This is a genomic window from Streptomyces sp. NPDC002499 (assembly GCF_053595415.1).
In genome coordinates this window covers 619,686-642,036 of the sequence record NZ_JBSFXO010000005.1, presented here as the reverse complement: position 1 = coordinate 642,036, position 22,351 = coordinate 619,686, and the positions used below count along the sequence as shown (strand labels likewise).

At 69.7% G+C, this 22,351-nt stretch carries 21 protein-coding genes; 9 read left to right on the top strand and 12 right to left on the bottom strand.

All coding sequences use genetic code 11. The annotated features are described in order from the left end of the window. Positions 1-88 precede the first annotated feature (88 nt). The 4 genes from ACWD5F_RS17125 to ACWD5F_RS17110 form a co-directional block, all read right to left on the bottom strand. Positions 89-397, bottom strand: coding sequence for a hypothetical protein (locus ACWD5F_RS17125; RefSeq protein ID WP_280879441.1), 309 nt, complete (start codon positions 395-397; stop codon positions 89-91). Positions 398-758: 361 nt separating this feature from the next. Further along, complete coding sequence (locus ACWD5F_RS17120; RefSeq protein WP_451255070.1) at positions 759-2,072, bottom strand: S53 family peptidase; 1,314 nt, start codon at positions 2,070-2,072, stop codon at positions 759-761. A 376-nt stretch (positions 2,073-2,448) separates the two neighbouring features. Next, positions 2,449-3,810, bottom strand: coding sequence for a S53 family peptidase (locus tag ACWD5F_RS17115; RefSeq protein WP_451255068.1), 1,362 nt, complete (start codon positions 3,808-3,810; stop codon positions 2,449-2,451). Between the two features lie 258 nt (positions 3,811-4,068). Continuing rightward, positions 4,069-5,034, bottom strand: coding sequence for a quinone oxidoreductase family protein (locus tag ACWD5F_RS17110; RefSeq protein WP_451255066.1), 966 nt, complete (start codon positions 5,032-5,034; stop codon positions 4,069-4,071). Between the two features lie 119 nt (positions 5,035-5,153). Here ACWD5F_RS17110 and ACWD5F_RS17105 point away from each other — a divergent pair, with 119 nt between their 5' ends. The 4 genes from ACWD5F_RS17105 (at position 5,154) to ACWD5F_RS17090 (ending at position 8,596) form a co-directional block, all read left to right on the top strand. After that, entirely contained in the window at positions 5,154-5,633 is a 480-nt protein-coding gene (locus tag ACWD5F_RS17105; RefSeq protein ID WP_451255064.1) for a MarR family winged helix-turn-helix transcriptional regulator, read from the top strand. A 136-nt stretch (positions 5,634-5,769) separates the two neighbouring features. Then, complete coding sequence (locus ACWD5F_RS17100) at positions 5,770-6,531, top strand: trypsin-like serine peptidase (protein ID WP_451255062.1); 762 nt, start codon at positions 5,770-5,772, stop codon at positions 6,529-6,531. Between the two features lie 131 nt (positions 6,532-6,662). Next, positions 6,663-7,670, top strand: a complete 1,008-nt coding sequence (locus ACWD5F_RS17095) for a C40 family peptidase (protein ID WP_451255060.1) — start codon at positions 6,663-6,665, stop codon at positions 7,668-7,670. 221 nt (positions 7,671-7,891) lie between these two features. Further along, positions 7,892-8,596 (top strand): phosphatase PAP2 family protein, encoded by a 705-nt coding sequence (locus tag ACWD5F_RS17090; protein ID WP_451255058.1) that lies wholly within the window; start codon positions 7,892-7,894, stop codon positions 8,594-8,596. A 31-nt stretch (positions 8,597-8,627) separates the two neighbouring features. On the opposite strand, the gene ACWD5F_RS17085 is transcribed toward ACWD5F_RS17090, so the two are convergent. Beyond that, positions 8,628-10,178 (bottom strand): FAD-binding oxidoreductase, encoded by a 1,551-nt coding sequence (locus tag ACWD5F_RS17085; RefSeq protein ID WP_451255056.1) that lies wholly within the window; start codon positions 10,176-10,178, stop codon positions 8,628-8,630. Between the two features lie 337 nt (positions 10,179-10,515). Between ACWD5F_RS17085 and pstS the strand changes: the two genes are divergently transcribed. The 4 genes from pstS to pstB all read left to right on the top strand — a co-directional run bounded on the left by pstS (position 10,516) and on the right by pstB (position 14,678). Further along, on the top strand, positions 10,516-11,646 hold the full coding sequence (pstS, locus tag ACWD5F_RS17080; RefSeq protein WP_451255054.1) for a phosphate ABC transporter substrate-binding protein PstS: 1,131 nt from the start codon (positions 10,516-10,518) through the stop codon (positions 11,644-11,646). Between the two features lie 138 nt (positions 11,647-11,784). Beyond that, positions 11,785-12,792 carry a phosphate ABC transporter permease subunit PstC gene (gene pstC, locus ACWD5F_RS17075; protein ID WP_451255052.1) on the top strand — a complete coding sequence of 336 codons (1,008 nt, stop codon included), beginning with the start codon at positions 11,785-11,787 and terminating at the stop codon, positions 12,790-12,792. Then, positions 12,789-13,853, top strand: a complete 1,065-nt coding sequence (pstA, locus tag ACWD5F_RS17070) for a phosphate ABC transporter permease PstA (protein ID WP_451255050.1) — start codon at positions 12,789-12,791, stop codon at positions 13,851-13,853. Before pstC ends, pstA begins: the two co-directional genes overlap by 4 nt. Before the next feature lie 48 nt (positions 13,854-13,901). Then, positions 13,902-14,678 (top strand): phosphate ABC transporter ATP-binding protein PstB, encoded by a 777-nt coding sequence (gene pstB, locus ACWD5F_RS17065; protein WP_401715608.1) that lies wholly within the window; start codon positions 13,902-13,904, stop codon positions 14,676-14,678. 148 nt (positions 14,679-14,826) lie between these two features. On the opposite strand, the gene ACWD5F_RS17060 is transcribed toward pstB, so the two are convergent. Both ACWD5F_RS17060 and ACWD5F_RS17055 read right to left on the bottom strand, forming a co-directional pair. After that, the gene (locus tag ACWD5F_RS17060) at positions 14,827-15,825 is read right to left on the bottom strand and encodes an inorganic phosphate transporter (RefSeq protein WP_401715610.1); all 999 of its coding nucleotides are present in this window, start codon (positions 15,823-15,825) and stop codon (positions 14,827-14,829) included. Between the two features lie 7 nt (positions 15,826-15,832). Further along, on the bottom strand, positions 15,833-16,453 hold the full coding sequence (locus tag ACWD5F_RS17055) for a DUF47 domain-containing protein (protein WP_048585568.1): 621 nt from the start codon (positions 16,451-16,453) through the stop codon (positions 15,833-15,835). A 200-nt stretch (positions 16,454-16,653) separates the two neighbouring features. On the opposite strand from ACWD5F_RS17055, the gene ACWD5F_RS17050 reads away from it, so the two are divergent. After that, a complete protein-coding gene (locus ACWD5F_RS17050) occupies positions 16,654-17,004 on the top strand; it encodes a metal-sensitive transcriptional regulator (protein ID WP_401715612.1) in 351 nt (116 codons plus the stop codon). Between the two features lie 18 nt (positions 17,005-17,022). On the opposite strand, the gene ACWD5F_RS17045 is transcribed toward ACWD5F_RS17050, so the two are convergent. The 5 genes from ACWD5F_RS17045 to ACWD5F_RS17025 all read right to left on the bottom strand — a co-directional run bounded on the left by ACWD5F_RS17045 (position 17,023) and on the right by ACWD5F_RS17025 (position 22,145). Next, positions 17,023-17,202, bottom strand: coding sequence for a hypothetical protein (locus tag ACWD5F_RS17045; protein WP_123996602.1), 180 nt, complete (start codon positions 17,200-17,202; stop codon positions 17,023-17,025). Positions 17,203-17,312: 110 nt separating this feature from the next. Continuing rightward, entirely contained in the window at positions 17,313-18,146 is an 834-nt protein-coding gene (locus ACWD5F_RS17040; protein ID WP_451255046.1) for a hypothetical protein, read from the bottom strand. A 283-nt stretch (positions 18,147-18,429) separates the two neighbouring features. Beyond that, a complete protein-coding gene (locus tag ACWD5F_RS17035) occupies positions 18,430-18,852 on the bottom strand; it encodes an NUDIX hydrolase (RefSeq protein ID WP_401715614.1) in 423 nt (140 codons plus the stop codon). A gap of 25 nt (positions 18,853-18,877) precedes the next feature. Further along, positions 18,878-19,933 (bottom strand): CHAD domain-containing protein, encoded by a 1,056-nt coding sequence (locus tag ACWD5F_RS17030; RefSeq protein WP_451255044.1) that lies wholly within the window; start codon positions 19,931-19,933, stop codon positions 18,878-18,880. Then, entirely contained in the window at positions 19,914-22,145 is a 2,232-nt protein-coding gene (locus ACWD5F_RS17025; protein ID WP_451255042.1) for an RNA degradosome polyphosphate kinase, read from the bottom strand. Before ACWD5F_RS17025 ends, ACWD5F_RS17030 begins: the two co-directional genes overlap by 20 nt. Positions 22,146-22,351 lie beyond the last annotated feature (206 nt).

Sequence of the window (22,351 nt, the reverse complement as noted above, 5' to 3'; positions counted from 1 at the left end):
ATACGACGGTAGCCGTGCTGGAGTCCGCGCGGACGCGGAGTGATGACTCGACATCAGGGAGAAGCAACCTCAGGGGGAGGGACGCCTGCTAGACGGCCATGCCGTACACGATGGTGAAGAGTGTGCCCAGGGAGCCGATGATGAAGACGCCCGTGAGACCGGCGATGATGAGGCCCTTGCCCTGTTCCGCGCTGAAGGTGTCCCGGAGGGCGGTCGCGCCGATGCGCTGCTTGGCGGCGCCCCAGATGGCAAGGGCGAGGCAGAGCAGGATGGCGACCGCCATCACCACCTCGATCATCACCTTGGCCTCGTTGCCCAGGCTGCCGAAGGGGCCCCAGTCCGGAGCGATCCCGCCGATGATGGTGTTGATGTCTCCCTTGTCGGCCGCAAAGAGCATGTAAGTCACCGCCCCTGTTCGGTAGTTCCGGTTCCGCGGCCCCTGCCATGGCGCAGAGGTCAGGCTCATTCTCGCCGACAATGGTGCCGTCGTATGTCGACTTGACGGCATTGGTTGGCGGGTTTCGTACGAATAGCTCGTACCGTCACTCTGTGTATCACGGCAGGTCACGCCGGGCAATGAGGCCTGAGCGAAACCTGTCGTGAGGTTCCGTCGTTGACCCCTTCTATGACCAGGGCCGTTTCTGACGGTCGGTCGGGTGAGCGGTCGCGCCGATGTTCTCCGGGTGAAGGGTATCCCGGCACGGCGAACGGGCCACGGCTGGTCGCCGTGGCCCGTTCGGTGACGGAGGGTCAGTCGGTCAGCCGGTGAAGGCCGATACGCCCTCCGGTGTGCCCAGGCCGGTCGGGCCGTCGTATCCCGACTGGGCGGTGCACAGGTAGGTGGTGGTGCAGGTGCCGTTGTTGCCGGAGGTCACGTCGTTCAGGGCCGAGGTGCCGGCTTTCGTGTAGGGGAAGGAGGCCGGGTAGGAGGAGGTGGACGGGGTGCCGGCCAGGGCGTAGACGCCCGCGATGATCGGGGACGAGGCGCTGGTGCCGCCGAAGGTGTACCAGCCGGCCGTGATGCCGTAGGAGTCGTAGACGGAGACTCCGGTGGCCGGGTCGGCGACCGCGGAGACGTCCGAGATCGTGCGCCTGGTGCAGCCGGTGTCGGTCTGCCAGGTCGGCTTGGTGTCATAGGCGGAGCAGCCGGAACCGGTGCCCTCGGTGCTGCTGGTCTTCCAGACCGTCTCGCTCCAGCCGCGGGTGGTGGAGGTGGCCTTGGAAAGGGCCGTGCCGCCCACCGAGGTCACGTACTTGGAGGCCGCCGGGTACTCGGCGCCGTAGCCGCTGTCGCCGGCCGAGACGGTGATGGCGACGCCCGCGTGGTTGAAGTACGAGGAGTCGTAGGAGGTGTCCGAGGAGGACTCGGAGCCGCCGTAGCTGTTGGAGACGTACTTCGCGCCCAGGGTGACCGCGCGGTTCACCGCGGTGCCGAGGTTGGCCATGGTGGCGGAGGTCGCCTCGACCAGCAGGATGTTGCAGTTCGGGCAGACGGCGGAGGCCATGTCGAGGTCGAGGGAGATCTCCTCGGCCCAGCCGGTGTCCGACGCGGGCAGGGAGGTCGTGGAGCCGGTCTGACTGACCTTCTTGAAGCAGCCGTTGGCCGTCGTGCAGGCCGAGAGGCCGTAGTACGAGCGGTAAGTGGCCAGGTCCGCCTCGGCGTTGGGGTCGTTGTAGGCGTCCACGATGGCGATGGTCTCGCCGGCGCCGTTGGAGGCGGCGGCGGAGGTCAGGCCGTAGGCCGACCGGAGGTCGGTGGGGCCGTAGCCGGACGGGGTGGCGGCGTCGGCCGCCTTGGGCGTGATGCCCGTTATTTTGGCCTGTTCTTTTTGGTAGGCGGTGAGGCCGCCGGTGACCCGGTAGGAGTCGCAGGCGAGTTCGCCCTTGTGCCGGGGCGTGGCACAGGGGGTCGCGGTCCAGGTCGCTTTCGCGGCGGTGGCCGAGGGGGCCGCGTCGGCTTGGACGGCGGTGCCGAATCCGGCGAGGAGCAGTGCGGCCGTGGCCGCTGCGGCGGTGCCGAGCCGGCGCCAACCGCTGCGCGCGGACGGTCTGTCGGGGGGAGTGGAACGCATCGTGCAGCCTCCTGATGTTCCTTGGTGGGGTGGAACAGGGGCGGTGCGGGTGCGAAGCCGTCGGTGTGGGGTCCGGCGGCGGGCGGCGGCCTGCGACGACGATGCGCTTGTTGAGTACGCGACAACAAGGGCGATCTGGAATCCTGACCTCCGCCTTACCGAACCGGTGCCGGCGAATGGATCGCGGGTGACGCGCACTTGACCCAACTCACAGGTGGATCAAGGGAGAACGGGTGGTCGGGGCAAGGGAGAACGGGCCGCGGCCGGCTGCCGTGACCCGTTTCCCTTCCGATGCCGCCGAGGAGTCCCCACGTACTCCCCTTCAGGCGGCTCCCCGTGACCCGACGGGGAGGTGCTGTCGTCCTGCGGGAGCCGCTCAGCCGGTGAAGGCGTCCAGGCCCTGAGGGGTGCCCCAGCCGGTCGGGCCGTCGTAGCCCGACTTCGCGGTGCAGAAGTAACTCGTCGAGCAGGTGCCGTTGTTGCCGCTGGTGACGTCGTTCAGGGCCGAGGTGCCGGCCGCGTTGTACGGGTACTGGGCCGGGTAGTCGCTGCTGCCCGGGGTGCCCGCGAGGGCGTACACCGACGCGATGATCGGGGACGAGGCGCTGGTGCCGCCGTAGGTGTTCCAGCCGGTGCCGTCGGCGCCGTAGGAGTCGTAGACGGAGACTCCGGTGGCCGGGTCGGCGACCGCCGAGATGTCGGAGATCATGCGCTTGGTGCAGCCCGTGTCGGTCTGCCAGCTGGGCTTGGCGTCGTAGGCGGAGCAGCCGGAGCCGGTGCCCTCGGTGGAGCTGGTCTTCCAGACGGACTCGGTCCAGCCGCGGCTGTTGGACGACGTCGACAGCTTGGTGCCGCCGACCGAGGTGACGTACTTGGACGCGGCCGGGTACTCGGCGCCGTAGGCCTCGTCGCCCGCGGAGACGGTGATGGCGACGCCCGCGTGGTTGAAGTACGAGGAGTCGTAGGAGGTGTCGGAGGAGGACTCCGAGCCGCCGTAGGAGTTGGAGACGAACTTGGCGCCCAGCTTGACCGCCTCGTTCACCGCCGTGCCCAGGTTGGCCATGCTCGACGACTTCGCCTCGACCAGCAGGATGTTCGCCTTCGGGGCGATCGCGGAGACCATGTCGAGGTCGAGCGAGATCTCACCGGCCCAGCCGCTGTCCGCGGTGGGCAGCGAGGTGGTGGAGCCGGTCTGACTGACCTTCTTGAAGCAGCCGTTGGCGGTCGTGCAGGCCGAGAGGCCGTAGTACGAGCGGTAGGTGGCCAGGTCCGCCGCGGCGTTCGGGTCGTCGTACGCGTCGACGATGGCGACCGTCTCGCCCGCGCCGTCGGAGGCGGACGCGGAGGTCAGGCCGTAGGCCGACTGGAGGTCGCTCGGGCCGTAGCCGGTCGGCGTGGCCGAAGCGGCCTTGGGCGAGACCGACTTGGGCGTCACGCCCTTCTTCGCGGCCTGCGCCTCCTGGAAGGCGGTGGTGCCGGAGGTGACGCGCAGGGCGTTGCAGGACGCGTAGCCCTTGGCGGGGGTGGCGTGACAGGCCGAGGTGTACGTGACGTGGGCCTTGGCGACCGCCGCGGCGATCTCCTTGGCACTGGCCTTGTGCGCGGCGGGAGTTGCGGCGCTCGCGTGCACCGCGGTGCCGAGGCCGGCCAGGACGAGCGCGGTGGTGGCCGCGGCGGCCGAGCCGATGCGGGTCCATCTGGCGCGTATGTGGGGGGAGTTGGACGTGGACGTACGCAACGTAAAGCCTCCTGGGAGGGGTGGGCAGAGGCCTGCGGTGGGGGGGACTGCCAGGGGTTCCCGGCAGGGGCGGCGACCCGCGTAGACCATTGCTTGTTGAGTACGCGACAAACAAGACAGGTTTCGGAATCCTGACTTCCGCATTACTGAAGGAGCCTGTGGGCTTACTGATCAATGGCTGGGCGATGGAGGGGGAATGGGGGTGGCTTGACCCTGCGCACAGCCGGGACACAGGGGAATGGGGGTCGGTGTCGGGGGTCAGGTGCCGGGTGTCAGCACGATCCGTTGGCCGGGGGCGGTGGGGGCGCTCCACGCCTTCTCGACCTCGGCGAGCGGGACGGTGAGCGGGTCCACGGCGAAGGCGCCGGACGTGATCCGCTCGGCCAGGGAAGGGAGTTCGGCGAGGATGCCGGCGGTGCTGACCGAGCCCTGGCCGCTGCCCATGATCCGCAGGTCGGCCGCGCGCAAGTAGGCGGAGGGCAGGGTGAGTTCGGTGCCGGCCATGGAGCCGATCTGGATCCAGGCGAGGGTCTTGGCGCGGTCGGGGCGGGCGGTGAGGAGGGCGGGCATCGCCTGTTCGGTGACCGGGCCCCAGACGTAGTCGACGACGACGTCCGCGTCGGCGGCGGTGCGGGCGAGGTCGGCGGCGACCTGGTCGGGGGCGGCCGCCAGGGAGACGGTCTCGTCGGCGCCCAAGTCCGGCAGCAGGGCCAGGCGTTCGGGGTCGCGGCCGGCGGCGACGACTTGGGCGGCGCCGAGATGCTTGGCGATCTGCACCGCGAGTCGGCCCGCGCTGCCGGTCGCGCCCAGCACCAGGACGCGGGCGTCGGACGGCAGCGTGACGCGGCGGCGCAGGGCGACCCAGGACGACATCGCGGGGTTCATCGCGGCGGCCACGGCGATCGGGTCGGTGCCCGGCGGCAGCGCGACGGCCCGGCGCCGGTCCACGACGGCCTGCTCGGCCATCGTGCCGGGGGCGTCGTCGGGGGCGACGAAGTAGAGGAGTCCGCCGTCGGGGGCGCGGCCGACCGCGTCGATGCCCGGGATCAGGGGGAGGGTGCCGTCGGAGGTGTAGTGGGTGCCGTCGGCGGTGGAGCGGACGCGGGGGTGCAGTCCTGCGGCCAGGACGTCGACGAGGACCTGGTGCTCGCCCTCGGGGCGGGGGGTGTCGACGGTGTCGTAGCGGGGCGGGGTGGCGAAGGAGTGGACGACGGCTGCGTGCATGAGGGGCTCCTGATGTGAGAGGCATATGGTTGGTGGCGCGTACTACTTTGAAATTAGTTTGTGGCACGTACTAGGTCAAGAGGTTTGTGCCACGTACCAAATGAACGAAGGAGACGACCATGACCGCCGGTCACCCGTCGGATGCGGTGCCGGGCGCCCCGGACCGGTCCCTGAACACCGTGGACGCCCTGGTCCAGCTGTCGTTCCTGGTGCAGGGCGTGCTCACGCGGGTCGCGGCCGCGCACGAGCTCTCGGTCGTCCAGGTCCGGCTGCTGGGAATCCTGCGCGACCGGCGGCCGGGGATGCTCGAACTCGCCCGGCATCTCGGCCTGGACAAGTCCTCGATGACGGGACTGGTCACCCGGGCCGAGAAGCGGGGGCTGGTGAGCCGGGTGCCGTCGCCGCACGACGGGCGCGGGGTGCTGGTGAGCCTGACGCCGGCCGGGCGGGAGCTGACCGAGGAGGGCGGTGCCGAGATCGAGCGGGCGATCGGCGAGCTGGCCGAGGCGCTGACGGAGGGGGAGCAGGGACAGCTGCGGGCGCTGGCGGCGAAACTGCTGGCTGGGGGAGCGGGCGACACCTCGGCGTCGGGCGGCTGACCGGGACCCGCTCCTGGCTGACCGGGACGCTCTTCCCGGTAGGCCGGGACAGGACCCGCAGGCGAGGTCGGGAGGGGCCGGTTACGGTGAGAAGGGCGGACCGGTTTCTCACCTTCGTAGGTCAGAGTGGGCCCCGATGAAGCGCATCCCACGCATCACCCGCCCTGTGTTCGTCGCGTTCGCGCTGCTCGTGCCGGCCGTCACCTCGGCCTCGCTGGCCGCCGCCGACGACGGTCCCGGGCCGCTCGGCGTGACCGCGGTCGCCGCCGTCACGACGCAGAGCGCGCGGGTCGGGGCGCTGTTCGCCGCCGGCCGGGCCGGCCGCCTCGCCGGCGGCCACTTCTGCACCGCGTCCGTCGTGCGCAGCCCGCATCACAACGTGATCGTGACCGCGGCGCACTGCCTGGACGACACCGGGAACCTCGTGTTCGTGCCCGGGTACCGGGACGGCCGGGCGCCGCACGGGGTGTGGACCGTGCGCAGACGGTTCCTGCCCGACGGCTGGGCCAAGGGGCAGGACGAGGACAGCGACGTCGCCTTCGCCGTGCTGGACGACCGGGACGGGCGGGGCGTCGAGGACGTGGTCGGCGGGAACCGGTTCACCGCGGGGACGGCGACCGGTGCCACGGCGGTGACCGTGACCGGGTATCCGAACTCCCGCGAGGTGCCGGTCAGCTGCACCAACAAGCCGGTCGCGCACAGCCGTACCCAACAGCGCATCGCCTGCCCCGACTTCACCGGCGGCACCAGCGGCAGCCCCTGGGTGAACGGGGACGGGCAGGTCGTCGGCGTGCTCGGTGGGCACGAACAGGGCGGCGCCACGGCCGACATCTCCTACAGCGTGGCGCTGGGCAAGGAGTCGGCGGAGCTGTACGAGGACGCGGCGACGGATCCCTGACGGTCGCCCCCCCCAGGACCCCGGAATCGACGCCTACGTATTGTCCGGTTTCCGCTTCTCTTGATCACCCCGGAAGACGGGTGCCGCCCCTAGACTGACCTGGGCGCGGACTCCTGGGTGTCGAGGGGCGGTTGACGGTGCGTAAGGGATGGATCGTGGCGGGCGTCGCCGCCGGCACTGGCCTGTCCTTCGTGACCCTGCTCGTCGTCGGGGTCTACATCGTCGCCGGGAACCTCGTCAACGGCGTGGGCGGCAGCGGCAAGGCACTGGCCAAGGGCGCCGTGCCGGCCGCGTACCAGGGCCTCGTGCAGAAGTGGGGCAACCTCTGCCCGGCCATCAACCCGGCGCTGCTCGCCGCGCAGCTCTACCAGGAGAGCGGGTTCAACCCGAACGCCAAGAGCCCGGCGGCGGCCGAGGGGATAGCGCAGTTCATCCCCGGGACGTGGGCCACGCACGGGATCGACGGCAACGGAGACGGCGTACGCAATGTGTGGGATCCGGAGGACGCCATTCCGTCCGCCGCCTCCTACGACTGCCAACTCGCGTCGTACGTGAAGGACGTACCCGGGAATCTGACTGAAAACATGCTGGCCTCGTACAACGCCGGTTCCTACGCGGTGATCAAGTACGGGGGTGTGCCGCCGTACGCGGAGACCCGGAACTACGTCAAGACGATCACGACCCTGGAGGAGAGCTTCGCGGCTCCCGTGAGCCGGGTCGATCCGTCGAAGCAGGCGGCCGGGGCGATCTACTACGCGCAGAAGAAGCTCGGCACGCCGTACCTGTGGGGCGGCAACGGAACCGCCGCCCAGGGCGGGCGTTTCGACTGCTCGGGGCTGACGAAGGCCGCGTACGAGAGTGTCGGGATCACGCTGCCGCGGGTCGCCAACGACCAGTACAACGCGGGCCCGCACCCCTCGCGCGACGAACTGCTCCCCGGCGATCTGGTCTTCTTCTCGGACGACCTGACCGACTCCCGGGCGATCCGGCATGTCGGGATCTACGTCGGCGGCGGGTACATGATCGACGCGCCCCGGACGGGGGCCGTGATCCGGTTCGACCCGATCGACACCCCCGACTACTTCGGCGCCACCCGGGTCACCGAAGATGGCGCGAAAGCACTCCCCACGACGGTGTGAGCGGAGCGTCAACCCACCCCCTGAGCTGGGGAGATGTGTCTCTCTTCGATAACGTCTGAGTGATCATTCGGTGGAGGGTGGAACGTATTAACCGGGACCGTGCGTTCCTGTTGTCGTAGTGATCTACGGCGTGAACTACATCCACATCCACGGGGGTGGGTAGGCGCGGCGCACGAAGGAGTGCGTCCGCAAGCAGCAGACGACGAAGGGGCCGCAGCACGATGGCTGGACTCGCCGAATCCGGGTCGAACCCCGACGTCGACCTGCTCTACGACATCAACGGCCTCGCCAAGGACGCCCCGCACTGGTTCGACCGGGGCATGGAGTTCGTCGGTGAGTACGGGCTGCTGATCGCCATGGTCCTGCTCGTGCTGGCCTGCTGGTGGTCGGTCCGCCGGCGCGGCGGTACGGAGGCCGCGTCCTCCGTGGCCGCCCTGATCTGGGCCCCGCTCGCCGCCGGCCTCGCCGTCCTGGTGAACATCCCGATACGGGGCTTCGTGGAGCGCCCCCGCCCCTTCCTCACCCACGAGGGCCTCGACGTCCTCGTCTCGGGCAAGACCGACTACTCCTTCGTCAGCGACCACGCGACCATCACGATGGCCATCGGCGTCGGCCTCTTCGTGGCCCACCGGAAGTTCGGGCTCGTCGGCATCGGCCTGGCCCTCCTCGAAGGCTTCTGCCGCGTCTACATGGGCGTGCACTACCCGACGGACGTCATCGGCGGCTTCGCCCTGGGCACGGCCGTGGCTCTCCTGCTCTCCCCGCTGGCGATGGCCCTGCTCACGCCGGTGACCCAGGCCGTGGAGCGGGCCCCGCGGGCAGGCCGACTCATCCGATCGAGGCGCCGCCCGCGCATCGAACAGGACGCGTTGATCCCGGGCACGCGCACGGAGGCGGGCGTGGAGGACAGAGACCTGGCGGCCTGACGGCTGGTCCGCGTGCCGTTGACGCCGGTTTCTAGACGGCCTGCGGATACGTGAAGAAGTGGTCCGGGTCGTACTGCTTCTTCACCTTGGCCAACCGCCCGGCCGCGGATCCGTAGTACGCCTTGCGCCAGTCCTTCAGCGCCGCGTCCGCGTAATTCTGGTAGGCCGCGCCGGAGGCATACGGTTTCATCGCGTCGTGCGCCCCCGACAGCCACGCCTGTGCTGTGCTGCCGGACGTGCCCGGGGTCCAGGACACTATGTACTGCGCCAGCATCCGCGAGCCGCGGTGCACGAACGCCGTCGCCGTCGGAGACACCCGGTTGACCGCCCCGCCCAGCGCGGTGAACGCGATGCTGCCCGCGCCGCCCCGTACCGACGCCATCTGCGACAGCAGCGTCTGGATGCCGGCCGCCGAGATGGACCGGTCGAAGAAGTCGGAGCGCCCGACGTACGTCTCCCGCTCGAGCGCGCCCTGCGCGTTGCGCCCCGGGGTGGAGCCCGGCAGATGGCACTGCGCCTGCGCGGAGTACGAGGAGCAGCCGGCGTAGATCTCCATGGCCTCCTCGTAACCGCGCCGCCGCAGCGAGACGCTGCTGGCGTCGGCGCCGATCTGCTGGGCGAGGCGGTCCACGGCGTTCTGGAGCTCGGTGTAGCCGCCCAGGGAGAACGCCGAGACGGAGACCGACGGGGAGCCGCCCGAGTTCTCCAGGTGGAGCGCGGACCAGATCTCGTCCGGCTGGTCCGGGCCCCACTCCTGCCAGGCCCTGATCACCGCGGCGGCCTTCTCCCACGGCCAGGCCAGATAGCCGGAGACGGCCTGCGGCGCGGGGTGGGTCTTGAAGTGCAGCTCGGTCACCACGCCGAAGTTGCCGTTGCCCGCGCCGCGCAGGGCCCAGAACAGCTCCTTGTTGGTGCTGGAGTTCGCGACCAGCTGCTTGCCGTCCGCCGTGATCAGGGTCGCCTGCGTGAGGCTGTCGCAGGTCAGTCCGTACGCCCGTGAGACCACCCCGTGGCCGCCGCCGAGGACCAGGCCGGAGACGCCGACCGTGGGACAGGAGCCCGCCGGTATCGTCACGCCCTTCGCGGCGAGCGCGCGGTAGACGTCGATCAGCTTGGAACCGGCGCCGACGACCGCCTGGCCGCCGCTGACCCGGGCCGAGTTGAGCTTGGAGACGTCGACGATCAGCTTGCCGTTGCCCGAGGACCAGCCGCCGTAGGAGTGGCCGCCGTTGCGGATGGCGACCTGCACGCCGTGGGCGCGGGCGTAGGCCAGGGTCGTACGGATGTCGTCGGCGTGGGCGACGTAGGCGACCGCCGCGGGCTTCAGTCCGTCGAAGCGGGTGTTGTACAACTGGCGGGCCGTGGCCCACTCGGCGTCGCCGGGGCGGACCAGTGTGCCGTCGAGGTCGCGGCCGAGGGCGGCCCAGTTCGCCGGGGCGGCCGAGGTGCCGGCGGCCCGGGCCGACGTACCGGACGAGGAGTCGCCGGACGTGCCGGAACCCGTGACGCCGCCCTTGCACGCGGTCGCGGCCACCGCCGCCACCGCGGCCGCGCCGCCTCCGATGAACGTACGCCGTTGCATGTGTGCCTCCTGTCGGCCTCCGTGGAACGAGACGAACCACCCGTCCCACGGGTTCCACTTGGTCGACACTCCGTACGGACGGCAGGAGCTCCTACGCGCGTAGGGCTGTGTAACGATCTCGCCGGAATCTCTGTGTGCCCAACCCGTGAGCATTCCGTGACCTAACCACACCGTCCGCAGGGGTTCACCTTGCGTTCATTTACGGCCATAGGCGCCTTCACCTGATCTGCCTAATTTCGGCCTTACCGATGACGGTCGCGTCGTGAATATGCGCCCGCATCACCCAGTCTTCGCACGCCGCCGATTCAGGACGGCAGCATTGGAAGGAACTCCCTCAGTGAAGCTTCAGCGCATGAATCGGCGGGCCGTCGCCCTCGGTGCACTCGCCGCCTCCGGCGCCCTGGTCCTCACGGCGTGCGGCTCCGACGACACCGGCAGTGACAGCGGCTCCAGCAGCAGCGCCTCGTCGACTGCGGCCGCCGGCTCGATCAAGTGTGACGACGCGAAGGGCCAGCTGCTCTCCGACGGTTCGTCGGCGCAGAAGAACGCCATCGACGCCTGGGTCGCCCAGTTCACCAAGGCCTGTGGCGTGCAGATCAACTACAAGGCCGGCGGCTCCGGCGCGGGTGTCACCTCCTTCACCCAGGGCCAGCTCGCCTTCGCCGGTTCCGACTCGGCGCTGAAGCCCGAAGAGGTCACCGCCTCCAAGAAGGTCTGCTCCGGCGGCCAGGGCATCGACCTCCCGATGGTCGGCGGCCCGATCGCGATCGGCTACAACGTGTCCGGCGTGGACAACCTGGTCCTGGACGCCCCGACGCTCGCCAAGATCTTCGACAGCAAGATCACCAAGTGGAACGACGCGGCGATCAAGAAGCTGAACCCCGACGCGAAGCTTCCCGACCTGAAGATCCAGGCGTTCCACCGCTCGGACGAGTCCGGCACCACGGACAACTTCACCAAGTACCTCAAGGCCGCGACGCCCGACAACTGGAAGTACGAGGGCGGTAAGGCCTGGCAGGCCAAGGGTGGCCAGGCGGCCGCTCAGTCCTCCGGCGTGGCCGCCCAGGTCAAGCAGACCAACGGCGCCATCGGCTACTTCGAGCTGTCCTACGTCGCCGACGGTGTGAAGGCCGTCAGCATCGACACCGGCGCCAGCGCCCCGGTCGCGGCGAGCAGCGAGAGCGCCACCAAGGCCATCGCCGACGCCAAGGTCGTCGGCACGGGCAGCGACCTGTCGCTGCAGCTGAACTACAACACCAAGGCCGACGGCGCCTACCCGATCACCCTCGTCACCTACGAGATCGTCTGCGACAAGGGCAACAAGGCCGACACCCTGCCCGGCACGAAGGCGTTCCTGACCTACATCGCCTCGGAGGAGGGTCAGGCCCTGCTTCCGAACCTGGGCTACGCCCCGATCCCCGACGACATCATCGCCAAGGTTCGTACCACCATCTCGAGCCTGAGCTGATCTGAGCGTGCGATCCGGCCCCGGGTCTGAACCGGGGCCGGACCGCACCGTCCGGTGCACCGCCGCCACGAGCCGTACGGTCGCGTACGGCTTCGCAGAGCCGCGCCTCGCGTGCGGTTCCGCAGACCGGAGAACCCGATGGACATAACGACACAGAACACCGACGCCCCACCCCCCACTCCACAGCCGACGGAGCCCCAGGAACAAGCCCCGGCCCGCGGCGTCACCCGACCCGGAGACCGGATCTTCCTCGGTCTCTCCCGTGGGTCGGGCATCCTGCTGCTGGTGATCATGGCCGCGATCGCGGCCTTCCTCACCTATCGCGCCTCCCTCGCGATCAGCAAGGACCACACGAACTTCTTCACCACCTTCGAGTGGAACACCGGCCTCCAGCCGCCGAGCTTCGGCATCGCGGTCCTGGCCTACGGCACGGTCGTCTCCTCGATCATCGCCATGATCCTCGCGGTCCCGATCGCCGTGGCCATCGCGCTGTTCCTCACGCACTACGCCCCGCGCAGGCTGAGCAGTCCGATCGCCTACGTGATCGACCTGCTCGCCGCCGTGCCGTCCATCGTCTACGGCCTGTGGGGCGCGCTGGTCCTGGTTCCGCACATGACGGGACTGTTCAGCTGGCTCAACGACTACTTCAGCTGGTCCGGCCTCTTCTCGTGGGACGGGGGCGCCCCGCGCTCGATGCTCACCGTCGGCATCCTGCTCGCGATCATGATCCTGCCGGTCATCACCAACGTGAGCCGCGAGGTCTTCCGCCAGTCCCCGCAGATGATCGAGGAAGCGGCCCTGGCCCTCGGCGCCACGCGCTGGGAGGTCATCCGGATGTCCGTCCTGCCCTTCGGCCGCTCCGGCGTCATCTCCGCCTCGATGCTGGGCCTCGGCCGCGCGCTCGGCGAGACGATGGCCGTCGCGACCGTGCTCTCCCCGGACTTCCTGATCCACGGCAGCCTGCTCAACCCGGGCGGCGGCACCTTCGCCCAGAACATCGCCAGCAAGTTCGGCGAGGCGGACGAGTTCGGCCGTGACGCGCTCATCGCCTCCGGTCTGGTCCTGTTCGTCATCACCCTGCTGGTCAACGGCGCGGCACGCATGATCATCGCCCGCCGCAAGGAGTACTCGGGGGCCAACGCATGAGCAACCCAGCACCCGTCGCCGACCGTGCGCCCAGCACGCTGCGCGGCGCGATCCTGCCGAAGTGGTCGCCGTTCGCGATCGCGGGCGGCTCCGTGGTCCTCGCCGTCGTCATCGGGCTGGTCTTCGGCCTGGACAGCAGGATCCAGTGGGGCCTGATCGCCGGTCTGCTCTTCCTCGTCGGCACGTACGGCATCTCCGCACAGATCGAGGGACGCCGGCAGGCCAAGGACCGGATCGCGACCGGGCTGGTCTGGGTCGCCTTCCTGATCGCCCTGGTACCGCTGATCTCCCTGGTGTGGACGACCGTCGCGCGCGGCACGAAGGTCCTCGACATCTTCTTCCTGACCCACTCGATGGGCATCGTCACCGACAACCAGCCCGGCGGCGGTATCTACCACGCCATCATCGGCAGCCTGGAGCAGGTCGGTCTCGCCACCGTCATCGCGGCGCCGATCGGCGTGCTCACCGCCGTCTACCTGGTGGAGTACGGCCGGGGCAACCTCTCCCGGGCGATCACCTTCTTCGTCGACGTGATGACCGGTATCCCCTCGATCGTCGCGGGCCTGTTCATCCTCAGCATCATGCTGATCTTCGACATGGAGCCCTTCGGCTTCGCCGGTTCGCTGGCCCTGGCGATCCTGATGATGCCGGTCGTGGTCCGCTCCACCGAGGAGATGCTCAAGCTCGTCCCGAACGAGCTGCGCGAGGCCTCCCTCGCGCTCGGCATCCCGAAGTGGCGCACCATCCTGAAGGTGGTCCTGCCGACGTCCATCGGCGGCATCACCACCGGCATCATGCTGGCGGTCGCCCGTATCGCGGGTGAGACGGCGCCGGTGCTGCTGCTGGTGTTCGGCAACCGGTTCATCAACAACAACCCCTTCGAGGGTGCGCAACAGTCGCTGCCGCTGTACATCTATCAGCAGTACGCGAACAGCGCGGGCGCCAATGCGGCGTACGACCGGGCCTGGGCGGCGTCGCTCACGCTGATCGCCTTCGTGATGATCCTCAACCTCGTGGCTCGCGGCGTCGCCCGCTGGAAGGCCCCGAAGTCCGGTCGCTGACGCGGCCAACAGCGACCAGACTCCCCCTCGAAAGAAGCAGTGATTTCCATGGCCAAGCGAATCGACGTCAGCGGCCTCAGTGCCTACTACGGCTCCTTCCGCGCCATCGAGGACATCTCGATGGCCATCGAGCCCCGCAGTGTCACGGCCTTCATCGGCCCGTCCGGCTGCGGCAAGTCCACGTTCCTGCGCACCCTGAACCGGATGCACGAGGTCACCTCGGGCGGCCGGGTCGAGGGCAAGGTCATGCTCGACGACGAGAACCTGTACGGCGCCGGGATCGACCCGGTGGCCGTGCGGCGTGAGGTCGGCATGGTCTTCCAGCGGCCCAACCCCTTCCCGACCATGTCCGTCTTCGAGAACGTCGCGGCCGGCCTGAAGCTGTCCGGCTCGTACAAGAAGAACGAGCTCAACGACATCGTCGAGAAGTCCCTCAAGGGCGCGAACCTCTGGAACGAGGTCAAGGACCGGCTGAACAAGCCCGGTTCCGGTCTCTCCGGCGGTCAGCAGCAGCGTCTGTGCATCGCCCGCGCGATCGCGGTCGAGCCCAAGGTGCTGCTGATGGACGAGCCCTGCTCCGCCCTCGACCCGATCTCCACCCTCGCCATCGAGGACCTGATCGGTGAGCTGAAGGAGCGCTTCACGATCGTCATCGTGACGCACAACATGCAGCAGGCGGCGCGTGTCTCGGACCGGACGGCGTTCTTCAACCTGGCCGCCGTCGGTCAGCCCGGCAAGCTGATCGAGATCGATGACACGGAGCGGATCTTCTCCAACCCGTCGGTCCAGGCGACCGAGGACTACATCTCCGGCCGCTTCGGCTGAGCCGAACCCGAGCCGGAACGACCCCTCGCGGTGCTGCATGGCGGTGCCACCGTGAGGTCGATGAAGGGCCCGCCCCTGGCTCCCGGGGGCGGGCCCGTCGTCGTATGCCGAAGAGCACGAGGGGCGATGCCCTCGGCGTTCGACCGGCTTACAGGAACGCCAGGTTCACGAGTCCGAACGACCCCGCCGCCACCAGTGCCGCGGCCGGCATCGTGATGAACCAGCCCAGGACGATGTTCTTGGCGACCCCCCAGCGCACGGCCTTCACGCGCTTGGTGGCGCCGACGCCCATGATGGCGGAGGTGATGACGTGGGTCGTGGAGACCGGGGCCTTGAAGAGGTACGCGGTGGTGAACATGATCGCCGCGCCGGTCGTCTCGGCGGCGAAGCCCTGCGGGGGATCGAGCTCGATGATCTTCCGGCCCAGGGTGCGCATGATGCGCCAGCCGCCCGCGTAGGTGCCGAGCGACAGCATCAGGGCGCAGGCGATCTTCACCCAGACCGGGATCGGGTCGCCGTACGTCTCGTGGCCGGAAATGACCAGTGCCATCACCACGATGCCCATGGTCTTCTGCGCGTCCTGCAGACCGTGGCCCAGCGCCATGCCGGCCGCGGACACCGTCTGCGCGATCCGGAAGCCCCGCTTGGCCTTGTGCGGGTTGGAGCGCCGGAACATCCACATGATCGCCGTCATGACGAGGTAGCCGGCCACCAGGCCGACGACCGGCGAGACGAACATCGGGATGACGACCTTGTCGAGCACGCCGTGCCAGATCACGTCGGTGCCGCCCGCGAGGGCCGCGCCCACCATGCCGCCGAACAGCGCGTGGGAGGACGAGGAGGGCAGGCCGAAGTACCAGGTGACCAGGTTCCAGACGATGGCGCCGACCAGTGCCGCGAAGAGGATGCCCATCCCCTTCGAGCCCTCGGGCGTCTCGATCAGGCCCTCGCTGACGGTCTTGGCGACACCGGAGCCGAGGAAGGCGCCGGCGAGGTTCATCACGGCGGCCATGGCCAGCGCCGCCCGCGGGGTCAGCGCCCGCGTCGACACGGACGTCGCGATCGCGTTCGCCGAGTCGTGGAAGCCGTTGGTGTACGTGAAGAAGAGCGCGACCGCGATGGTCACGATGAGAGCGAAGGTGTCCATCGACGCCTCAGGACTCCTTGACGGCGATGGTCTCCACCGTGTTCGCCACGTGCTCGAACGCGTCGGCCGCCTCTTCCAGGACGTCCACGATCTGCTTGAGCTTCAGCACCTCGATGGCGTCGTACTTGCCGTTGAAGAGATGTGCAAGAAGCTTTCTGTGGATCTGGTCGGCCTGGTTCTCCAGGCGGTTGACCTCGATCCAGTACTCGGTGAGGTTGTCCATCGTGCGCAGGTTCGGCATGGCCTCGGCGGTCAGTTCCGCCGCCCGCGCCAGCACCTCGATCTGCTGCTCGACACCCTTGGGCAGCTCCTCCACGTTGTAGAGGACGACGAGGTCGACGGCCTCCTCCATGAAGTCCATGATGTCGTCGAGGCAGGACGCGAGGTTGTAGATGTCCTCGCGGTCGAAGGGCGTGATGAAGGAGGAGTTGAGCTGGTGGAAAATCGCGTGCGTGGCGTCGTCGCCTGCGTGTTCGGCTGCCCGCATGCGCTCTGCGATCTCGGCCCGGCCGGCGGTGTCCGCCCCGAGCAGTTCCATCAGGAGTTTCGAGCCCGTGACGATGTTGTCCGCGGACGCGGCGAACATGTCGTAGAAGCTCGTCTCCCTGGGGGTCAGACGAAAGCGCACAAGGGGTCCTCGGATTGCATCGGTTTCGGTCAGGCTGATGCTAAGGGCATCATCCGGCCACGGCTAATGGGCCGCCCATCAGTGTCGCCCATCGGGCACGGTGATCAGCACGGGGGCTTACCAAGGGCCCTATACCCAGCAAAGTTCGTTACCATATACCCAGCAGGGGTATGTGATCGCCCCGTGACGTGGAGGACGCGATGACGACGACAGAGGCCGGCACCACGGCCCCCTCCGAGGACATCGAGAGCGGCGGCCACGAGCACGTCACGCACGGCTACCACAAGCAGAAGGACGAGCACCTCAAGCGGCTGCGCCGGATCGAGGGCCAGATCCGCGGCCTGCAGCGCATGGTCGAGGAGGACACCTACTGCATCGACATACTCACCCAGGTGTCCGCCTCCACCAAGGCCCTGCAGTCCTTCGCGCTGCAACTCCTGGAGGAACACCTGCGGCACTGCGTCGCCGACGCGGCCGTCAAGGGCGGCGACGAGATCGACGCCAAGGTCGAGGAGGCCACGAAGGCCATCGGCCGCCTGCTGCGCACCTGAGTGCGACAGGAGGCCTGCTCACCGGCCGACCGGCTCCTCGCGTTCCTCGGCCACTCTCAGCACCTCGTCGATGCAATCCATGCTGAGCCGGTCCTCGCGCGCGGCCGAGGCCGCGATGATCAGGTCTCCGCACAGCTCGATCTCGGCGAGGGCCACGTGGTCCTGAACTGCCGTACCGCCGACCGGAGCCACGTGCATCACCTCTTCTCTGCCGTCACCGACTTCCTAGAGTAGGGAGCGGCCTACACACCGCGCATGGCACGGAAGGGCTAGTTCTTGACGCCCGTCACTGAACCACGCGCCCGCCCTCACCCCTCTGCGATCTTCCCGGCGTAGATGTCACTCGCCTTCGGCAGGGATACGTCGACGGGGGCCCCGAAGTCGTACAGCAACGTCGTCGAGGCCACCGCGACGGTACCTTTCTGCCGGCCGTTGACGAAGCTGAACCGGTGTCTGACCTTGCGGATGCGGCCCTCGTCGTCGAGATAGACGTCGAACGGCACCTCGGCGGTGGCGAACCCTTTCGCCGCCGCGGCCAGCGAGGCCCGGCCCCCCTGGGAGGCGCCCCGCGCCGCGAACGTGAGATCGGCCACGCCACGGTAGTGCCGCACCTTGGCGCCGGCCACCTCGGTACGGCCGAGGTAGGTCGCCGTGCGGGTGCCGCGCAGCAGCTCGGCGGCGGCGAAGGGGTCGGTGGCGCCGCCGGTCACGAGGTTCCCGTCGGCGAGGGCGGCCGTCTCCACCCGGACCCACTTGTCGGCGGGGACCCCCGCGCCCCGGTTCTTCATGAACAGGGCGCCGGGTGCGAGGAGTTCGGTGATCGGGCGGTGCTCGGTGTGGCCGGCCGGGTCCTGCGGCAACCGCACCCGCAGCCGGCCCAGCTGCCTGCGGTAGTCGTAGACGCCCTCGCCGCGGATGGTGACCCGGGTGCCGCCGGTGGCCATCTCCATCGACGTCCGCGCCTTCGAACTGCCCGCCTCCACCAGGGTCCCGGCGGCCCGGTGCAGGGTCCCGACCGGATCCGACGTGCGGGCGTCGGCGCTGCCGTCGGCACCGGAACAGCCGCTCGCGCCCAGGGAGCCGAGACAGACGAAGACCCCCGCGAGGACCGCTCCGCCCGCCCTGCCCTGCCGTTCCGCCATGGCCCGCTCACCCCCAGCCGGCCCGCCCGGCACGGGCCCCCTGTCGTTCCGCTTAACGAGGGGTGGGGGGTGCCGTCACGCGGATACCAGGCCCGCCGCCGGAGGCGGCTCATTTACACAGCACCCGCACTGGGTAGCGTGTGATCGTGCCGCATGAGGAACACCGGACGACGACCGTCGAAGAGGGCAGGTTCTGCTTCGCCCGCTGCAGCTGCGGCTGGCGCGGGCCGGCCCGCAGAGCGCGCAGCAAGGCGAGAACGGATGCCGAGGGACACCTGAACGTTCAGGCGTGACGCAGGGTGGTGAGCAGCTCGTCGACCAGGCCGCGGTCGCGGAACTGGGTCAGCCGGCTGCGGGCCGCGCCGGGCGAGAGCCACAGGATGCGGTCCACCTCGTCGTTCGGGGCGAACCCGCCGGAGACGGCCTCGGCCGCCCAGTACCGGACCTGCTTGGGGCGCCCGCCCACGAAGTAGCGCACGGTGGACAGCTCCGTGCCCGGCTCGGCCGTGTACCCCGTCTCCTCGGTCACCTCGCGCAGGGCCCCGGTGAGCGATTCCTCGCCGCGTTTCAGCTTGCCCTTGGGGTGGGACCAGTCGTCGTACTTCGGCCGGTGGACCAGGCAGACCTCGAGCGCGGAGTCGACGGGGGAGTGCCGCCACAGCACCGCGCCGGCCGCCTGGATCAGGGTGTTGTCGGTCTGGGTCACCGGGCACGCACCTCCTGCTTCCGCGTCAACTGGCCCGCACTTCTTGCTTCTGCCATGCCTGCTGGAAGGCGAAACGGGCGCCCTCCACCTCGTGCCGCTGGTCGGCGTGGAGCACGCCGAGCGCGTAGGCCGTCGCCGGGGCGATGCGTGGGGTGCGGGCCGCCGAGGCCGCGGCGGCGGCCGCCTCCGAGGCGTCCCGGTGCCGGTTCAGGGCCTGGCCCGCGTCGAGGAGGCGGACGTCGACCAGGGCGTTGTCGCCGAGGAGGACCTCGCGGGAGTAGCGGTGCAGGCGCAGCAGCAGCCGGACCTGGTGCCAGGGGGCGTCCTGCGGATGCGGGGCCGGGTCCGGGGAGAGGCCGTGGATCAGGGCCTCCGCGTTGTAGGGGTGCCCGGCGGTGACCAGCGGCAGGCCGGTCACGGCGTCGGTGAGCCGCTCCCGGGCCGCGCCGGCCAGCGGGCCGAGGTCGGCCCGCGCGGCGGTCGTGGTGAGCGGGACCTCGCTGGCCAGGACGGCGACCTTGTCGGCGACGGCGTGGAAGCGGGAGGAGCCGAGCGCCTGGAGGGCCGTGCTGTGGGCGCGGGTCCGGGCGAGGGTGAGCTGGCGTTCGAGGAGCGCGCCCGCCTTGGCCGCGCCCACGGTGAGGTTGCCGCGCTCCGCGGTCGCCGGGTCGGACCGGGTGGCCGGGGCCGGGCCGCCCGCGGACTGCGCGGGGAACACCGCCGCCCCCGACAGCCGGTGCAGCGCGAGCAGCAGCCGGTCCAGACGGGCCGCGTAGGCGTGCTCCATCGACAACGTGCCGGACAGCCAGGCGAGTTCGGGGCGAAGGTTCTCCGACCAGTCGGTCTCCAGCAGGGGACGGAAGGTGTGCAGGCTGCCGCTGATGCGGCGGACCGAGCGGCGCAGGGCGCGCGCCGCGTCGACGGCCTCCTCCGTGCCGCCTGGGCCGCTGCCGGTCTCCCGGTGCAGCCGCAGGGCGCGGAGGAACTCCGTGGCCTGGGCCCGCAGGTAGCCCGCGAGGGCGTCCCCGGTGGGGGCGGGCCCGGCCGTGGGGTCCGTCGGGTCAAGGTGTTGCTGTGCCACGCCGGCGCCTCCGGGCGTCTATGAGCATCTCCTGGATGTTGCGCAGGGGCCCACCGTCCGCGTCGGTGGCATGCCGGATCCATTCGCCGTCCGGGCCGAGATGCCAGGAAGCGGTGGACTCGGACATGCCGGTCTCCAACAGCCGGTTCAGGGCTGCGCGGTGGGCCGGGTCGGTGACCCTGACCAGGGCCTCGATACGGCGGTCGAGGTTGCGGTGCATCATGTCGGCGCTGCCGAGCCACACCTCGGGTTCGCCGCCGTTGCCGAAGGCGAAGACCCGGGAGTGTTCCAGGAAGCGGCCGAGGATCGAGCGGACCCGGATGTTCTCCGAGAGGCCCGTGACGCCCGGGCGGACGGCACAGATGCCGCGTACCCACACGTCGGTCGGTACGCCTGCCTGGGACGCCCGGTACAGCGCGTCGATGAGTGCCTCGTCGACGATCGAGTTGACCTTGATACGGATGAACGCGGGACGTCCGGCACGGTGGTGCTGGACCTCCTTGTTGATCCGCGCGATCAGGCCGTCCCGCAGGGATTTGGGGGCGACCAGGAGGCGGCGGTAGGTCTCGCGGCGCGAGTAGCCGGAGAGCCGGTTGAAGAGGTCGGAGAGGTCCGCGCCGACCTGCGGGTCGGCCGTGAGCAGGCCGAGGTCCTCGTAGAGACGGGCCGTCTTGGGGTGGTAGTTGCCCGTGCCGACGTGGCTGTAGCGCCGTAGCGTGTCGCCTTCCTGGCGGACCACCAGGGACAGCTTGCAGTGGGTCTTGAGGCCGAGCAGGCCGTAGACCACGTGGCAGCCGGCCTCCTCCAGCTTGCGCGCCCACTTGATGTTGGCGTGCTCGTCGAAGCGGGCCTTGATCTCGACCAGCACCAGGACCTGCTTGCCGGACTCGGCGGCGTCGATGAGCGCGTCGACTATCGGGGAGTCGCCGGAGGTGCGGTAGAGGGTCTGCTTGATGGCGAGTACGTCGTCGTCCTCGGCGGCCTGCTGGAGGAAGGCCTGCACGGAGGTCGAGAACGAGTCGTAGGGGTGGTGCAGCAGCACGTCCCGGCTGCGCAGGGCGGCGAAGATGTCCGGCGAGGACGCCGACTCGACCTCGGCGAGGTCGCGGTGCCGGCCGGCGACGAACTTCTGGTACTTCAGCTCGGGCCGGTCCAGGCCGTGGATGCGGAAGAGGCCGGTGAGATCGAGCGGACCCGGCAGCGGGTACACCTCGGCCTCGGTGATCTTCAGCTCGCGCACCAGCAGGTCGAGCACCTCGCGGTCGATGGACTCCTCGACCTCCAGGCGCACCGGCGGCCCCAGGCGGCGCCGCATGAGCTCCTTCTCCAGCGCCTGGAGCAGGTTCTCGGCGTCGTCCTCCTCGACCTCCAGGTCCTCGTTCCTGGTCACCCGGAAGGCGTGGTGCTCCAGCACCTCCATGCCCGGGAACAGCTCCTCCAGATGGGCGCCGATGACGTCCTCGATGGGGACGAAGCGGCCCGGGGAGCTCTCCAGGAAACGGGACAGCAGCGGCGGCACCTTCACCCGGGCGAAGTGCTTGTGGCCGCTGACGGGGTTGCGGACGACGACCGCGAGATTGAGCGAGAGACCCGAGATGTACGGGAAGGGGTGCGCGGGGTCGACGGCCAGCGGGGTGAGGACCGGGAAGATCTGGTGCCGGAACAGCGTGAAGAGGCGGGCCTGTTCCTTCTCGGTCAGCTCGCTCCAGCGGACCAGGTGGATGCCCTCCTCCGCGAGCGCGGGGGCGATGTCCTCCTGGTAGGCCGCGGCGTGCCGGGCCATCAGCTCGCGGGAGCGGCCCCAGATCATCTCAAGCACCTGGGTGGGCTGGAGCCCGGAGGCGGAGCGGGTGGCCACGCCTGTGGCGATACGGCGCTTGAGTCCGGCCACCCGGACCATGAAGAACTCGTCCAGGTTGCTGGCGAAGATCGCGAGGAAGTTCGCCCGCTCCAGGAGGGGCGTGTCCGGGTCCTCGGCGAGTTCGAGGACGCGTTCGTTGAACGCCAGCCAGCTGCGCTCCCGGTCCAGGAAGCGGCCCTGCGGCAACTGGGGCCCGTCGTACGGCGACTCCTCGTACTCGTCGAGGTCGGCGTCGATGTCGGGCTCCAGGTCGGAGACCGCGGCGGACACCGTGTGCGGGCGATGCGCGGCTATGGAGCCCACGGAGGGCTGCGCGTGCTGGACCTGTGCCTGGGGGTTCGGCTGACTCATGGACCCATTCTTCCGCGCCACCGGGCTTACGGGCGCGTCGGAAGCGGCGGGCGGGAGCACGGCCAAGGGCAGCAGGGCGTCCCCGTTCCCCGCGGTCGCCTCTTCGGGCGGCGAAGGCTCTGGCACGGCGGGCGTCATTGGCCGAGCGTCGCAAGCCCGTCTGAACCGTTGGTTACGGCGACATGGCGTGCGGGATATCGCGAGGC

Coding starts and splice junctions, on each gene's coding strand:
- ACWD5F_RS17125 (WP_280879441.1), bottom strand. CDS start 397: ATGCTCTTTGCGGCCGACAAGGGAGACATCAACACCATCATCGGCGGG.
- ACWD5F_RS17120 (WP_451255070.1), bottom strand. CDS start 2,072: ATGCGTTCCACTCCCCCCGACAGACCGTCCGCGCGCAGCGGTTGGCGC.
- ACWD5F_RS17110 (WP_451255066.1), bottom strand. CDS start 5,034: ATGCACGCAGCCGTCGTCCACTCCTTCGCCACCCCGCCCCGCTACGAC.
- ACWD5F_RS17105 (WP_451255064.1), top strand. CDS start 5,154: ATGACCGCCGGTCACCCGTCGGATGCGGTGCCGGGCGCCCCGGACCGG.
- ACWD5F_RS17100 (WP_451255062.1), top strand. CDS start 5,770: ATGAAGCGCATCCCACGCATCACCCGCCCTGTGTTCGTCGCGTTCGCG.
- ACWD5F_RS17090 (WP_451255058.1), top strand. CDS start 7,892: ATGGCTGGACTCGCCGAATCCGGGTCGAACCCCGACGTCGACCTGCTC.
- ACWD5F_RS17085 (WP_451255056.1), bottom strand. CDS start 10,178: ATGCAACGGCGTACGTTCATCGGAGGCGGCGCGGCCGCGGTGGCGGCG.
- pstC (WP_451255052.1), top strand. CDS start 11,785: ATGGACATAACGACACAGAACACCGACGCCCCACCCCCCACTCCACAG.
- pstA (WP_451255050.1), top strand. CDS start 12,789: ATGAGCAACCCAGCACCCGTCGCCGACCGTGCGCCCAGCACGCTGCGC.
- pstB (WP_401715608.1), top strand. CDS start 13,902: ATGGCCAAGCGAATCGACGTCAGCGGCCTCAGTGCCTACTACGGCTCC.
- ACWD5F_RS17060 (WP_401715610.1), bottom strand. CDS start 15,825: ATGGACACCTTCGCTCTCATCGTGACCATCGCGGTCGCGCTCTTCTTC.
- ACWD5F_RS17050 (WP_401715612.1), top strand. CDS start 16,654: ATGACGACGACAGAGGCCGGCACCACGGCCCCCTCCGAGGACATCGAG.
- ACWD5F_RS17045 (WP_123996602.1), bottom strand. CDS start 17,202: ATGCACGTGGCTCCGGTCGGCGGTACGGCAGTTCAGGACCACGTGGCC.
- ACWD5F_RS17040 (WP_451255046.1), bottom strand. CDS start 18,146: ATGGCGGAACGGCAGGGCAGGGCGGGCGGAGCGGTCCTCGCGGGGGTC.
- ACWD5F_RS17025 (WP_451255042.1), bottom strand. CDS start 22,145: ATGAGTCAGCCGAACCCCCAGGCACAGGTCCAGCACGCGCAGCCCTCC.